12 protein-coding genes are annotated in these 13,512 nt (G+C 60.0%); 4 read left to right on the top strand and 8 right to left on the bottom strand.

What is annotated here, in order from left to right:
- The first annotated feature begins 198 nt into the window (after positions 1–198).
- Together MHM84_RS14375 and MHM84_RS14370 are read left to right on the top strand one after the other, a co-directional pair.
- A complete protein-coding gene (locus MHM84_RS14375; protein WP_239267044.1) occupies positions 199–2,658 on the top strand; it encodes a DUF1266 domain-containing protein in 2,460 nt (819 codons plus the stop codon).
- A gap of 158 nt (positions 2,659–2,816) precedes the next feature.
- Complete coding sequence (locus MHM84_RS14370) at positions 2,817–3,395, top strand: NlpC/P60 family protein (RefSeq protein ID WP_239267043.1); 579 nt, start codon at positions 2,817–2,819, stop codon at positions 3,393–3,395.
- Positions 3,396–3,420: 25 nt separating this feature from the next.
- On the opposite strand, the gene MHM84_RS14365 is transcribed toward MHM84_RS14370, so the two are convergent.
- Positions 3,421–4,308: a LysR substrate-binding domain-containing protein gene (locus MHM84_RS14365; protein WP_239267042.1), complete on the bottom strand. Its 888-nt coding sequence runs from the start codon at positions 4,306–4,308 to the stop codon at positions 3,421–3,423.
- A gap of 87 nt (positions 4,309–4,395) precedes the next feature.
- Between MHM84_RS14365 and MHM84_RS14360 the strand changes: the two genes are divergently transcribed.
- Positions 4,396–5,598 carry an MFS transporter gene (locus MHM84_RS14360; protein ID WP_239267041.1) on the top strand — a complete coding sequence of 401 codons (1,203 nt, stop codon included), beginning with the start codon at positions 4,396–4,398 and terminating at the stop codon, positions 5,596–5,598.
- Between the two features lie 15 nt (positions 5,599–5,613).
- Here MHM84_RS14360 and msrA read toward each other — a convergent pair whose 3' ends face one another.
- Positions 5,614–6,225, bottom strand: a complete 612-nt coding sequence (gene msrA, locus MHM84_RS14355) for a peptide-methionine (S)-S-oxide reductase MsrA (RefSeq protein ID WP_239267040.1) — start codon at positions 6,223–6,225, stop codon at positions 5,614–5,616.
- A gap of 158 nt (positions 6,226–6,383) precedes the next feature.
- On the bottom strand, positions 6,384–6,866 hold the full coding sequence (locus tag MHM84_RS14350) for a peptidylprolyl isomerase (protein ID WP_239267039.1): 483 nt from the start codon (positions 6,864–6,866) through the stop codon (positions 6,384–6,386).
- Between the two features lie 386 nt (positions 6,867–7,252).
- Here MHM84_RS14350 and MHM84_RS14345 point away from each other — a divergent pair, with 386 nt between their 5' ends.
- Positions 7,253–7,537 (top strand): hypothetical protein, encoded by a 285-nt coding sequence (locus tag MHM84_RS14345; RefSeq protein ID WP_239267038.1) that lies wholly within the window; start codon positions 7,253–7,255, stop codon positions 7,535–7,537.
- An 89-nt stretch (positions 7,538–7,626) separates the two neighbouring features.
- On the opposite strand, the gene MHM84_RS14340 is transcribed toward MHM84_RS14345, so the two are convergent.
- The 5 genes from MHM84_RS14340 to purB form a co-directional block, all read right to left on the bottom strand.
- Entirely contained in the window at positions 7,627–8,094 is a 468-nt protein-coding gene (locus tag MHM84_RS14340; protein WP_275445781.1) for a glycine zipper 2TM domain-containing protein, read from the bottom strand.
- 210 nt (positions 8,095–8,304) lie between these two features.
- On the bottom strand, positions 8,305–9,903 hold the full coding sequence (locus MHM84_RS14335; protein ID WP_239267036.1) for an isocitrate lyase: 1,599 nt from the start codon (positions 9,901–9,903) through the stop codon (positions 8,305–8,307).
- 381 nt (positions 9,904–10,284) lie between these two features.
- The gene (locus MHM84_RS14330; RefSeq protein WP_239267035.1) at positions 10,285–10,722 is read right to left on the bottom strand and encodes a GNAT family N-acetyltransferase; all 438 of its coding nucleotides are present in this window, start codon (positions 10,720–10,722) and stop codon (positions 10,285–10,287) included.
- Positions 10,719–11,906 carry a cupin domain-containing protein gene (locus MHM84_RS14325; RefSeq protein WP_239267034.1) on the bottom strand — a complete coding sequence of 396 codons (1,188 nt, stop codon included), beginning with the start codon at positions 11,904–11,906 and terminating at the stop codon, positions 10,719–10,721. Before MHM84_RS14325 ends, MHM84_RS14330 begins: the two co-directional genes overlap by 4 nt.
- Positions 11,907–12,145: 239 nt before the next feature.
- Complete coding sequence (gene purB / locus MHM84_RS14320; RefSeq protein ID WP_239267033.1) at positions 12,146–13,510, bottom strand: adenylosuccinate lyase; 1,365 nt, start codon at positions 13,508–13,510, stop codon at positions 12,146–12,148.
- Positions 13,511–13,512: the final 2 nt, after the last annotated feature.

The following is a 13,512-nucleotide window of genomic DNA, read 5'->3' as shown; positions in this document are numbered from 1 at the left end:
CCGATGAGACATCATGTTTGACAGACTGTGCATTATATTAAACGCTTTGCCAAGCCTGCCACAATAAGAAGACTCGCCACAAAGCGTCTTTTCTCTAGGTATCTTCAAAGCGACGTGGCAGCATCGGCGTTGTCTGCGCTTTTCGTTAAACTATGAGGCCGTTAATCCATTCGTCATGAGAGAGTCAGAGGTGAGACCTTGGCCGATCCGCTAATCGCCTGGTGGGCACAGCAACTGGTCCTGTGCGGCTGGGCCTTCGAACCCGATCCCACCGACATGGAGCCGACCATCGCCATGTCTCGACTTGCGCAGTTGGGGGTGGTCGAACGCGGTGAGCTAGGTTGGCGCCTGCTGGAAGCCTTTCCGCCCGGCGTACCCAACCCTCAGTGTCAGTTGGTCGCGCTCGAGCTGATCGCATTGGCGACGGCAGCGGGATGGCTGACGTCTGCACAGGCCGAGGCCTGGGGTCGGCGTGTCGTGCAAGGCATTCATGCCCAGTACGCATCGCTGGATGAGTGGTTGGCCGCCTTGAAAAAGGCGCGCCTCGAGGAAGGCTGGTCACATGGTGACGAAGAGTTCGCTTTGGCCGGTGAAGCGCTGGCGCAGCTCGAGCGTCAAGGCGACGGAATCACCTGGGAGGTCATTGCCGAGCACCTGGATGCGTGTCGAAAGCTGCCGCTCTGGCCTGAACGGGAGGGTGAGCGGATCTGGGCGCTACGGGCGATTTTCGCACCTGTGCTGGCTTTGCCTCCACAACCTGATCGCGATTGGCCCGATGTCATCGGCTGGCTGGAAAGCGAATGGCAGATACGCGGCCGCGATGAGCTGATTCGCATCCTGCTGTGGCTCGGTGGGCAGGGACATCGCTATGGCTGGGACCAGGATGCAGCTCGGTTGCTCGATACCGATGGAGCGATGCGGCAGTCCTGGCTACGCGGACTCAATGAACAGCGGCGCTATGGCCAGGTGATGCTCGCCTACCTCGAACAGGGCGAGCCATTGGAATGGGCCGCCTGGGATTGGTTGCGACTCGTCGACCTCGCCTATGCGGGACTGATGCTGGGCTGGTTGAGCTCGGATGAGGCCGAGGACTTTGCAGCGCATGCCGCCGACTTGCTGATGCGGCGTTATAACGATTGGATGGCACTGGTTCAGGCCTACCAGCGAGGACGAAGCCTGTTCGAGGGGCACCGTTATCCCACCGATCAGGCCGTACCCGAACTGGCCCTGCTGATGAACTCGCCGGTCAGCCCGTGGCGGGTTCCACTGCAAGAACTGGTGAGCGACGCGCAACGCGAACGCTCACGCCTTGCTCTGCGCCGTTGGCGTTCGGACACGTGGCATTGGGTCTTGGCATTGGCTTCGGTGCGCGAGCCCGACCTGCTCTATCGTCAGGGTGTCGAGGTGACGCTCGACGAGGCACGCCGCCAGGATGCCCGGCGGTACCTGGTCGAGACGCTTGGACTATTCCCGGACGAAGGTGTCGATGGATTGGCACGCTATTGGTTGCCTGCCCAGTCCCACCATCTCAATCAGTTGGCTATCGATGGTACCCATGGCGCGCTGCCACCGCTGGAAACCGTTTTCGGGCGTCCTCCCGAAGAGGCCATTCATCTGCGCGAGCGGCTGCAATCGTGTGTTCGGCATGCCGCGACGATTCACATGGCCGAGAAATATGCGTTCTATCTGCTAATGGCAGGCGATAGTGGCGAGTTCGAGGCCGCCGGGTTGAAGCGAGTGGCCGAATCGCTGCGTGGTGTACTGTGCCGGCTGTATCCCAGCCCCAAGCGCCTCCTGGATGCTTGGGCGGCTTGGGAGGCGGCCCTGCCCGAAATGCCCGAGGATACGCTAGTCCATGACATCCGCTGGCATCGGGACGACCCGGGAAGCCCGTTTCACTGGCTGGACTGGCGCGAGGCGGTATGGCAGGAGCCCGGGCCGCGGCCGAGCCTGACTCGCCTGACGGCCTTGTCGCTGGCAGGTCCGCTCAATCCCGGAACCTGGGGGGAACCCCAACGTGAGAGCCGAGTGGAGCGCGAGGCGCTGCAGCAGTGGCTGGATAGCCATTATGGTTTGCACAGTCCCGAGGGGCTGCAGGACTTTCTCGGCTATCTGCTCGAGGTGGGGGATCGCCAGGAGTACCAGATCAATTACGCCCCCTACACGCTCAACCGTGCGCGCCTCGATGAAGAAATCGCCATTCTCGAGTCGGGCGAGTGCGGCGAGGAAGAGCGCAATCACTTGCTTCGTTTACGGCGCGTACGCGATAACGAGGCGGGCTGCAACGATATCGACATGACCGCCTGGGATTTGGCTCAGGCGGTGGATCTGGCCATTGCCGGTCGTAGCCTGGATTGGGTGGATGCTGCCTTGTTGAATGATGTGCTCGATACCGCTCTGGCCGAGGCTCAGCGGCATTACGGGAACTGGCGTGACTATGCGCTCGGGCTGTACGCCGGGTTCGCTTTTTTCATGGGGGAGACCGAAGAGCGCGAGAGCTTCCTGGCTCGCTTTCGTGAGGGATTGGCGGCTTGGCTGAGTGGAGCGCCGCCGCTTGCTGGATCCTGGGCCAGCCTGGATTTCCCCGGCGCACGGCCGCGTCACTGGGCGCCCTTGCACATCGATACGCTGCCGGGGGACACGCGAACCATGCACTGAAAACGTGCGAGGTTGCCGGCAAGAGCGAAGTCGATGCGGCGCAAAATGGGCTCGTGGGTCACTGTTCAACGCTGCATGGGCGAGCGTAGGCATCCTTCGGACAGGTTCCAGTCTGCCCACGGCTGAAGCCATATTCCATTCGTGCAGGGGGCACGCTAATGATTCGTATGCTTCTACTGACCTGGGCGGCGGCCGGTTTGCTAGCCGGATGCGCCGCGCCGCAGGGCAGCGGAGGACAGGTAGCGAAGGGGAGTGGTTTCCAGGCCCGGGACAGGGTGCATGCGGTAGGACCGAATCGGCTGGCACAGCGCTTGATGACGCTGCGGCGTTCGTCGTTGACGGCGATGCGTCAGGCGTTGCTGGATGAGCACGAGCGCTGGCAAGGAACGCCTTATGTGCTGGGTGGAGAAGGCCTTCGCGGCATTGACTGCTCGGCGCTGGTGCAACGGATCTATAGCGAGGCCTTTGCATTGGAGTTGCCTCGGACGACTGGGGAACAGCTTCACGAGGGAAGTTTCGTCGAGCGCGATGCATTGAAGGCTGGCGATCTGGTGTTCTTTCGTCCACCCGGTGTGTATCGCCATGTTGGTATCTATGTCGATGATGGCTATTTTCTGCATGCCTCGGCGTCGCAAGGCGTAAAACTGTCCCGGCTCGATAACGTCTTCTGGGATCGCTACTATTGGCAGGCTCGGCGACCTCTGCCGCTGATGGAAATCGCCCAGCGCCTCGAGTAGCAGGGTCGGCGACACTCAGCTTCTCTTAACGGCTCGCTAGATGCTCGAGTACGAAGTCGACGAACGTCTGTTCGGCTCTCGATAGATAGGCGCCGTGATTCCAGGCGAGCGACAGATCCAGCCAGGCGGCTGGTTCGAACGATACCGCTGCAAGATCGGGCTCTTCGACGACACGACGCAGAAAGGTGGTAATGCCGAATCCCTGTCTCACGATCGCTTTGGTCAGCGGAATCAGATTGGACTGGAAGGCGACCTGGGGCTGTTGGCCAGTGTCGATGGCCAGGCGGTCGACGAATTCGCGATGGAAGTAACCGTCCTGGAAAAGTACCAGGGGCTCGCCTAAGACTTCCTGGGGCGTCACGCTTTCCCTTTCTGCGAACCGGTGATCCCTTGGTACGCAGACTACCATTTCCTCGCGCAGGAAATGGCGGCGCTCCAATCCTTGGGTCGAGGCGTCCTCGGTGACCACGCCGAGGTCCAGATCGCCATCGGCAATCATGCGCTGCAAGCGCCTCGTCCCTGCCTCCACGACAGTCAAGCGAATCCCCGGATGGCGAGACTTGAAGCCCATCAGCAGGGGTGGGAAGTAGTAGGAGCCCAGCATCGAGGGAATGCCGATACGCACTTCACCCTTGACCAGCCCGTGGACCTCTCTCATCGCCAATTCTATCGACTCGGCCTGACCGAGCAGTTCGCGGGCGTGGCTTAGCAGCACCTCGCCCTCCGGCGTCAGGCTGATACGGCGTTCATGGCGGTGGAAAAGACGCAACTCCAGGCGGGATTCAAGGCTGGCGATGGTCTGGCTGACGGCCGATTGCGCCACATGCAGGGACTGGGCAGCACGGGTGAACCCCCCATGCTCGGCGACCGCCACAAAATAGCGTAATGCTCTAAGATCGAAGGACAGTTTCATCAGTAAAAGAGATCGTTTGTATCTTCAAGCCCTATTTGGCTTATTGCATTGAATGCTGGATCATGCGTTAAGTTCAAGGAGCGATTCATGATCCAAGCGCATAGCCGAGACTGGTGGCGGGCCACATTGGCACTGTGCCTGGGCTCGTTCACCGTTTTCGTCAATCTCTATGCGGCGCAGCCGCTACTGCCCGAGCTACGGCAGGTTTTCGACGTTTCCACATTGGCCGTAGCCATGGTCATGGCCGTCTCGACGTTGACCCTGGCGGGAGCGCTGCTGGTCTTCGGGCCGCTGTCCGATGCCATCGGCCGAGGCGGTATCATGCGCGTCACGCTGCTGATTGCCACCCTTTGTTCGTTGTTGTTGCCTTTCGTCGATGACTTCGCTTGGCTGCTTGTCATTCGGGCCGTGCAGGGCTTCGTACTCGGTGGGTTGCCCGCCGTGGCGATCGCCTGGATGGGAGATGAGTTCGACAAGCGCGCCCTGATGCTGGCCGTGGGACTGTATATCAGTGCCAACACGCTAGGCGGGATTGGCGGGCGTGTCATGGGCGGAATCGCCGGTGAGTACGGAGGCTGGCATGCCAGTTTCCTGACCGTAGGGCTGGTCAGCCTGGTCTGCCTGGCGATCTTCTGGCGATTGCTACCCGCAGCGCGTGAATTCGAGCCGGTCCCGTTGCGCCTGGGGGTAGCCCTGAGATCGCTGAGCGGTCATCTGTGTAACCCGCTGCTGTTGGTTGCCTACCTGATCGGAGGGCTGAACTTTTTCATTTTCATCAATCAGTACAGCTACATCACGTTTCGGCTCAATGAGGCCCCGTACTCGCTCTCCGCTCAATGGCTGGGCATGATTTTCGTTACCTATCTGGGAGGGACTCTAGGGTCGGCATTGTCAGGGCGAATTGCCCAGCGTCTGGCGCAGCCGGTCTGCATGATGCTCGGCATTGCCATCTTCATGGTCGGCACGCTGGTAACGGTGAGCGAGTCGCTGCCACTCATCCTGGCTGGCCTGGTCATCAATGCCTTTGGCTTTTTCTTGTGCCACTCCATGGCATCGAGTTGGGTGAGTCGACAGGCACATAACGCCAGAGGGAGTGCGTCGGCGCTCTACCTGGTGTTCTACTACGTCGGTGCCAGTCTCGGAGGCTTCTATTTGGAACCTTTCTGGCAGGCCGCCGACTGGTGGGGCGTCGCGATTGCCTCATGGCTAGTGCTGGGCATGACCCTGGCGCTTTCCGCTTGGCTGTGGCGCAAGGAACAGCGTGTGGCAAGCGTCGAAGCGAGCCTCTGACCCGATGGGCTGCCGTCATTTTCCCGGCAGCCCGGCCTGGTCTCCCCAGATTTCCTCGAGCCGCTCGGTGCGCCCGCAGCCAGCCTTGTAGAAGCGATAACGGACCGGATTCTTCTCGTAGTAATCCTGATGGTACGCTTCTGCGTCCCAGAACTGGCCGGCCGGAACGATCTGGGTCGCGATGTCGCGACCGAACCGCTGCTCGAGATCTGCCTTGGTCCGTTCGGCCAGCTGTTTCTGCTGCTCGTCATGGTAAAAGATTGCGCTACGGTACTGGCTGCCTGTATCGCAGAATTGGCGATCTTCGGCGAAGGGATCGATATTGTGCCAGAACGCCTCGAGCAGCGTGGCGTAGTCGACCTGAGAGGGATCGTATTCCACGCGCACGGCTTCGGCATGGTCGGTGGCTCCGCTCGCGACCTGTTCATACGAGGGATCTTGTTCGTCGCCATCGGTGTAGCCCGAGATGGTGCGTTGAACACCATCGATCTCGTCGTAGGCTTCTTCCATACACCAGAAACAGCCACCGGCAAATGTCGCTTGGGCCGTTTCAGTCGTGTCCTGAGCCTGGACGGGGAGGGCGAGGGTCGCCAAGGCTATCCAAGCGAACATCAGGGGCGCACTCATCGCGGCTTCACCTTCGTCAGGGAGTGTACCTGGCTTTGAGGCGGGATGGCTGGCGCAAGTTCCATGAACCTATTCGCAGGGTAAAACAAAGGGCAACCGTTCTCACGGTTGCCCTTTCGCATCACAGGCGTATATCGGCTGGCATGTCCGAATTCGGCTTAGTGCTGATGACCGCCTTCGCCATGAACGTGACCATGTTCCACTTCTTCGGAACTCGCCTCGCGTACCTCGGCGATTTCCACATCGAAGTTGAGCTTCTGGCCAGCCAGCGGATGGTTGCCATCTACGGTCACAGTGTCACCTTCGACATTGGTGACGGTGACCATGAGCGGTCCGCCCTGAGTCTGGGCCTGGAACTGCATGCCCGGCTCGACGTTTTCGACTCCCTGGAAAGCATCGCGAGGCACTTCCTGAACCAAGGCCGGCTGGGTCTCGCCGTAGCCTTCTTCGGGGCTGACGGTCACTTGCAGCTTATCGCCGCTCTGGTGACCTTCCAGCTCCTTCTCGAGGCCGGGAATGATATTGCCCGCGCCATGAAGATAGGTCAGCGGTTCGCGACCTTCCGAGCTGTCCAGCACCTCACCTGCATCGTTGGTCAGGGTGTAATGGAACGCGACAACGGAATTTTGCGCAATCTGCATGTTGAAATGGACCTTTCGGTGAGTGCATGTCATTTCAATGGTAACGCGTCCATTTGCACCTGTCAGGGGCGCCGAGGAATTTTCATGGCCACGTAGACGGACTTGACTGCTGTTCAAGCCTGGAGCGGCATGCATTGCGTCCACGCTCCAGGTTTACGGAGCGAAGGCCAGGAGGCAAAATCGGTAGCTAGGTAGGGCGACGTTTTTCTCCGCAGCCCAGTTGCACGGGCATTATCGGCAGGGGTACCCTGCCGATAACCCGAGGACAGATCGGGATGTGTATCGGCACATCAAGGATAAACATTCACTAGATGCCGGCGTCGCCAGAAGGTCGTCGTTTCTGGTGGATTTGCGATTAAGTCAATGATTGTTAGGAGAAGTGCTATATGATCGAAACCCTGATCTGGCTGATTGCCTTTGGCATCGTCCTGTTTCTCTCGCTAAAGAGCTGGAACGGGGCACTGGGTAGTGCCTTTGAGCGAAGGCTGCCGCATACCTCTAGAAACAGCGAGAGCGATCGTTGGATTTGGAGCATAGGCCTTGCAGTGATTGGGGCGACGTTCATCGTGCGTCCTGTCTCCATGTTGCTGACCCTCCTGCTGCTGGGACTGATCGGCTGGATTGTGGTGAAACTGGCCCGTTGGGGAATGTCGAAAGCCAAGGCTCACTGAGGCAAGACGCAGGCTTGGCATCTGCGCCAGCCCTATTCATGAAAAACCCGCCTCATTCGGCGGGTTTTTCATGGCGGTGAACTTGCGTCTCAGTAGGGGGCAACGCTCATGTTGGCGCCGCTGCCGATCAGGCGCACACGCTGCCCGACCTGCCATTGGCGATCCGCTTTCTGTACCACGACGACGGTATCGCCCACCTCCCGGCGAACCTCGATCTCGTAGGCGTTGGTCTGATTGACCTTGTTCTCGACCTTGCTGCCGGCCACGCTACCACCGATGGCGCCGGCTGCGGTGGCAATGGTTCGGCCCGAACCGCCGCCGATCTGGTTACCTAGCAGACCGCCGATTACCGCTCCTCCAAGTCCACCGATTACCCCGCTATTTTGATCCTCGGCTTGGATGCGAACCGGGCGCAAGGCGGTAATCGTGCCGTAGGTCACTGTCTGGCCTGTCTTGGCCTGGCTTCCCCGATAGACATCTCCCGAATAGAGGTCGGAGTTGGCACATCCGCCGAGGGTCAGCAAGCCCATGGCGATAACAGGAAGAAGACGCTTCATCAAACCCTCCTCAACTTGGCGAAGATGCCAAGAGATCAATCCTAGGAAAACGCTGTTTTAAAACAGTGTAGCGAGTCACGCCAGCTTAGACCAGAGGCAGGTCGTGTAGGTGCCCGCCGCAATAGTGCAGAAAGTGTGAAATGCTAGACAGCAAAAAAGGGAGGCCATCGCCTCCCTGGAATCAAGTAGAGCAGTCTGTAGAGTCAGGACTCAGGCGAATTGGTTCATGGTATTGTCCTTGCCGCCAGCTTTCAGGGCGCGTTCACTGGAGAAATACTCCTTGTGATCGTCGCCAAGGTTGGAGCCGGCCATGTCCTGGTGCTTGACGCAGGCCAGCCCTTGACGAATCTCCTGGCGCTGCACGTCACGGACATAGGCGAGCATACCCTCGTCTCCGAAGTAGCCTTTGGCCAAGTTGTCCGTGGACAGGGCTGCGGTATGGTAGGTCGGTAGCGTGATCAGATGGTGGAAAACACCGGCCTCGCGGGCGGCGTCGCGCTGGAAGTTGCGTGTCCACTCGTCGGCAACGGCGGCGAGCTCGGTGTCGTCGTACTCGGCACTCATCAGGCGTGAGCGCTCGTAAGTCGACACATCCTTACCCTCCTGCTCCCAGGCATCGAAGACCTGCTGGCGGAAGTTGAGCGTCCAGTTGAAGGAGGGTGAGTTGTTGTAGACCAGCTTGGCGTCGGGCACTACCTCGCGGATACGGTTGACCATGCTGGCGATCTGGCCGACGTGAGGCTTCTCGGTCTCGATCCATAGCAGGTCGGCACCATTTTGAAGGGCGGTGATGCAGTCGAGCACCACGCGATCCTCACCGGTACCCGGACGGAACAGGTAAAGGCCGTTGGCCATGCGCAGGGGCTTCTGCAGCTGCCCGTCGAGCTTGATGACCATGTCGCCGTCAACGAGATCGTCTTCGTTACAGACAGGCGTTGTGTACAGGAAGCTGGTGTACTGCGAAGCTAGGTCCCCCGCCTCCGCACTGACCGGAATCTTTTGCGTCAGGCCGGCGCCCAGCGAGTCGGTGCGTGCCACGATGACGCCATCCTCGACGCCCAGCTCGAGAAAGGCATAGCGAACGGCATTGATCTTGGCCAGGAAATCCTCGTGGGGCACGGTAACCTTGCCATCCTGGTGGCCGCACTGCTTGGCATCCGACACCTGATTTTCGAGCTGGATACAGCAGGCGCCGGCTTCGATCATGCGCTTGGCCAGCAGGTAGGTGGCCTCTTCGTTGCCGAAACCGGCATCGATGTCAGCAATGATCGGCACGACATGGGTCTCGTAGCGATCGATCCTGTCCTGCACGGCGCGGGCTGCCACTTCGTCCCCCTTGGACCGTGCGGCATCGAGCTCACGGAAAAGATGGCTCAGTTCACGCGCATCGGCCTGGCGCAGGAAAGTGTAGAGTTCCTCGATCAGCGCCGGTACGGAGGTCTTTTCGTGCATCGACTGATCGGGAAGCGGACCGAATTCGGAACGCATGGCAGCCACCATCCAGCCCGAGAGGTAGAGATAGCGCCCCTTGGTCGAGCCGAAGTGCTTCTTGATGGAGATCATCTTCTGCTGGCCGATGAAACCATGCCAACAGCCCAGCGACTGCGTATAGCGTGACGGATCCTCATCGTAGGCGGCCATATCGCGACGCATGATACCGGCGGTATAGCGGGCGATGTCCAGTCCGGTGCGAAAGCGGTTCTGAAGCGACATGCGTGCAGCATGTTCGGGGTTGATCGTGGCCCATTTTCCGGCGTGCTTTTCGCGCAATTTGGCGAACGTGCTAACGGTTTCCCGATAAGCTGACATAGTGGCTTCCTCGTTTCGTTGAGAGTCTGGGCGGCACCTTCGCCTATCGTTAGGCAGCGGTGCCTCAGCAAACATTCCTGACGCAGCCGGAGCGGTTCATCGCGCAATGGTTTTGCTGCGTTGCGGAAACAGCTCGGGATCTGTCCGGCTTGTCCTTTTCTGCCATGGCTTTTCGGTAGCGGATACTGCGACTACAGATGCCACGACACGTAGTCATCAAACGGCTGTTTTATTGCCGCCTTGTCAGGAACTATGGCCCATGAATGCTGGGCTCAACAATCAACACTTAGAGGCAGGTAGCGTTGTAGTTTGACTACAAGAGGCGACTATTTCGCGCCTTCCTGTAGTCATGTTTCGGGAAGGAGGGTTTTACCAAGAGGATCAGGCGGATAGCGTCAGGCGCATATTGCGGTGCGGAATGCCGGCATCGAGGAACTCCTGATCATACGCTCGAAAGCCTAGCCTTTCGTAGAACGGCAGGGCGTGAAGCTGAGCTGCCAGAATGACTTCATCATGGCCTTGCAAGCGTGCTGCCTCGATGGCGCCATGCATGAGGGCCAGACCGATACCGCGACCGCGTGCCTGAGCCAGTACGGCAACACGGCCAATATGGCCGTCCGGCAGGAGTCGGGCCGTACCTACCGGCTGCCCGGCTAAATAAGCAAGAAAATGAAGACATACCGGATCCTGTCCGTCCCATTCTTCCTCTTCGGAAACGTGCTGCTCCTCGACGAAGACTCGACGTCTGAGCTCGGCCGCTGCCTGACCCAGCGTTTGCCAGTCCCCATGGATCACGCGAAGGTCGGAATCACGTGTCATGCGTCTTCTTCGCCTTCCTCGTCATCCGGCCAGCTCAAGCTGCCGCGATCGAGCAGGTAGGCAAGCAGTTCAGCAGCGCCGTCGTGGGTCAACAGGCTCGCATCGATAGGCGCGTTGTCGGCCAGGTCGCAGGCGAGCGGCAGCGGGCAATCCATGGCATCGCCATCGACGAACAGGGTTGCCGCCTCATTCTCCCCGCCCCGATACGCGAAGCGTGAACCCAGTGTCCGTTCCAGTGTCACGCCGGCCTGTAGTTCCGCAACAAGCGACTCGACATCCGTCGGAGCGTCCTGAGGAGCCAGTTGGTCGAGGTACTTGGGTTGGGTCATCGCCCGACCGAACCACTGTGCAAGCTGTACCGGATTGTCGAGGGTATCCAGGATAAGCGCGCGCATACGCTCCAGCGAAACATCGTCGATCTCGCCGGGATGCAGGGCCGGGGTGAGGTCGGGGTCGGCGTAGCGTAGGGAGTCGGGTAGCAACTCCCCCAGGTAATCGGCATATGACGTGATCGATTCATCGGCGGAGAGGGCGCGGAAGCCCACCGAGAAGGTCATGCAGTCATCCGAGCGGCTGATGCCGTGGTGTGCCCAGCCTGGCGGCAGGTAGAGCATGTCGCCGGGTTCCAGTAGCCAGTCCTGGCCGGGATCGATCTCGAAGTGTTCGAGAATGCGCAGGTCGATGCCCTGAAGTATGGGCGCATCGTCGGGCGCCTTGCCGCCCAGTTGCCATTGGCGTGTGCCGCTGGCCTGCAGCAGGAACACGTCGTATTGGTCGACATGGGGCCCGACGCTGCCGCCGGGCGGCGCGTAACTGACCATGATGTCGTCGAGACGCCAGCGGGGCAGGAAGTCGAAGGTCTCAAGCAGGGCGCTCACGTCGGGCACGTAGTGATCAACGGCCTGAACCAGCAATGTCCAGTCGCGCTCGGGCAGCCGAGCAAAGGTCGCCTCGTCGAACGGGCCATGCGAAACCTGCCAGGGCTTCTCGGTGCCATGCTCCTCGACAAGGCGCGCTTCGACGCCTTCCTCGCAGGCCAGGCCAGCCAGCTCGTCAGGGGTAAGCGGCGACTCGAAATCGACGAAGGCGCCACGGATCAGCAGTGGTTTCTTCTGCCAGTACTCGGCCAGAAACTGGGCAGCGGTCAGCCCGCCGAGAAGGGGCAGGGGAGTATTGGCGGACATGGGTATCGCTTCTCGCTCAAGAGTAGGATAAGGCGTGACAGGCACGGACGATCCCTGCCTGTCACTCGTTGTCAGCAAGCGTAGCTCTACGCTTTGTCTGAAAAATGCCTGCGCTCGCCCACACGGCGTTAAAAATCGGCATCAAAATGCTCATTTACACCACGTAAACTCCGCTTTTTCGCCAATTTTTGCCTTGTCTGGTCATCGTTCACCGATTTTTCAGACAGAGCTTAACGCGTTTACAGCGCCTTGGCCTGCTCGGCCGCATTGCCGATGTAGTTGGCCGGGGTCAGTGCCTTTAGCTCGGCCTTGACGGCTTCAGGCAGCTCCAGCGTGTCGATGAAGGCGGCAAAGCCAGCCTGATCTATGCGCTTGCCGCGAGTCAATTCCTTGAGCTTTTCGTAGGGCTTCTCGATGCCGTAGCGGCGCATCACGGTTTGAATCGGTTCGGCAAGAACTTCCCAGCTATGGTCCAGGTCGTCAGCGAGGCGCTCGGGATTGGCCTCGAGCTTGCCGATGCCCTTGAGCGTGGCATGGTAGGCGATCAGACCGTAGGCCAGGCCGACACCCAGGTTGCGCAGTACCGTCGAGTCGGTCAGGTCGCGTTGCCAGCGCGAGATGGGCAGCTTTTGCGCCAGGTGACCGAGCAAGGCATTGGCCAGGCCGAGGTTGCCTTCCGAATTCTCGAAGTCGATGGGGTTGACCTTGTGCGGCATGGTCGACGAACCGATCTCGCCAGCCACGGTTCTCTGCTTGAAATAACCCAGCGAGATGTAGCCCCACACGTCGCGATCGAAATCGATGAGAATGGTGTGGAATCGGCAGAAGGCATCGAACAGCTCGGCAATATAATCGTGCGGCTCGATCTGAGTGGTGTACGGGTTGAAATCGATGCCCAGGCTTTCGATGAATTGGCGCGCGTTGGCCGCCCAGTCGACTTCCGGATAGGTCGCCAGGTGGGCGTTGTAGTTGCCCACCGCGCCATTGATCTTGCCCAGCAGCTCGGCGGATTCGATCTGCTTGAGCTGGCGGCGCAGGCGATAGGCGACATTGGCCATTTCCTTGCCCAGCGTGGTCGGGCTGGCGGTCTGACCGTGGGTGCGCGACAGCATCGGCTGATCGGCATGCTCGTGGGCCAGGCGCTCTACGGCTGCCACGATGTCGCGCATGACCGGCAGCAGGACGTCCAGGCCGCCCTTGAGCATCAATGCATGCGACAGGTTGTTGATGTCTTCACTGGTGCAGGCGAAGTGAATGAACTCGGTGACCGCATGCAACTCCGGTAGCGTGGCGATCTTCTCCTTGAGGAAGTACTCCACCGCCTTGACGTCATGGTTGGTGGTGCGCTCGATCTCCTTGATGCGGGCGGCATCCTCGACCGAAAACTCGGCCACCAGCGTATCGAGAAAGGCCTTGGCCTCGGCAGAGAGTGCCGGCACTTCCTGAACCTGCGGATGCGCGGCCAGGCACTCCAGCCAGCGGACCTCGACGGTGACTCGGGCACGAATCAGACCGAACTCGCTGAAATGCTCGCGCAAGGCCTGGGCCTTGGCCTCGTAGCGGCCATCGACGGGTGACAGGGCGGTAAGGGGGGAAAGTTGCATAG

The sequence above is a fragment of the Halomonas sp. McH1-25 genome, assembly GCF_022348165.1.
Lineage (GTDB): Bacteria > Pseudomonadota > Gammaproteobacteria > Pseudomonadales > Halomonadaceae > Modicisalibacter.
The sequence above is the reverse complement of the archived record's forward strand: the minus strand, read 5'-3'. Positions and strand labels throughout refer to the sequence as shown.

Bases quoted from the DNA above. Each gene is read 5' to 3' on its own strand.
- MHM84_RS14370 (WP_239267043.1), top strand. From the start codon at position 2,817: ATGATTCGTATGCTTCTACTGACCTGGGCGGCGGCCGGTTTGCTAGCC.
- MHM84_RS14365 (WP_239267042.1), bottom strand. From the start codon at position 4,308: ATGAAACTGTCCTTCGATCTTAGAGCATTACGCTATTTTGTGGCGGTC.
- MHM84_RS14360 (WP_239267041.1), top strand. From the start codon at position 4,396: ATGATCCAAGCGCATAGCCGAGACTGGTGGCGGGCCACATTGGCACTG.
- msrA (WP_239267040.1), bottom strand. From the start codon at position 6,225: ATGAGTGCGCCCCTGATGTTCGCTTGGATAGCCTTGGCGACCCTCGCC.
- MHM84_RS14350 (WP_239267039.1), bottom strand. From the start codon at position 6,866: ATGCAGATTGCGCAAAATTCCGTTGTCGCGTTCCATTACACCCTGACC.
- MHM84_RS14345 (WP_239267038.1), top strand. From the start codon at position 7,253: ATGATCGAAACCCTGATCTGGCTGATTGCCTTTGGCATCGTCCTGTTT.
- MHM84_RS14340 (WP_275445781.1), bottom strand. From the start codon at position 8,094: ATGAAGCGTCTTCTTCCTGTTATCGCCATGGGCTTGCTGACCCTCGGC.
- MHM84_RS14335 (WP_239267036.1), bottom strand. From the start codon at position 9,903: ATGTCAGCTTATCGGGAAACCGTTAGCACGTTCGCCAAATTGCGCGAA.
- MHM84_RS14330 (WP_239267035.1), bottom strand. From the start codon at position 10,722: ATGACACGTGATTCCGACCTTCGCGTGATCCATGGGGACTGGCAAACG.
- MHM84_RS14325 (WP_239267034.1), bottom strand. From the start codon at position 11,906: ATGTCCGCCAATACTCCCCTGCCCCTTCTCGGCGGGCTGACCGCTGCC.
- purB (WP_239267033.1), bottom strand. From the start codon at position 13,510: ATGCAACTTTCCCCCCTTACCGCCCTGTCACCCGTCGATGGCCGCTAC.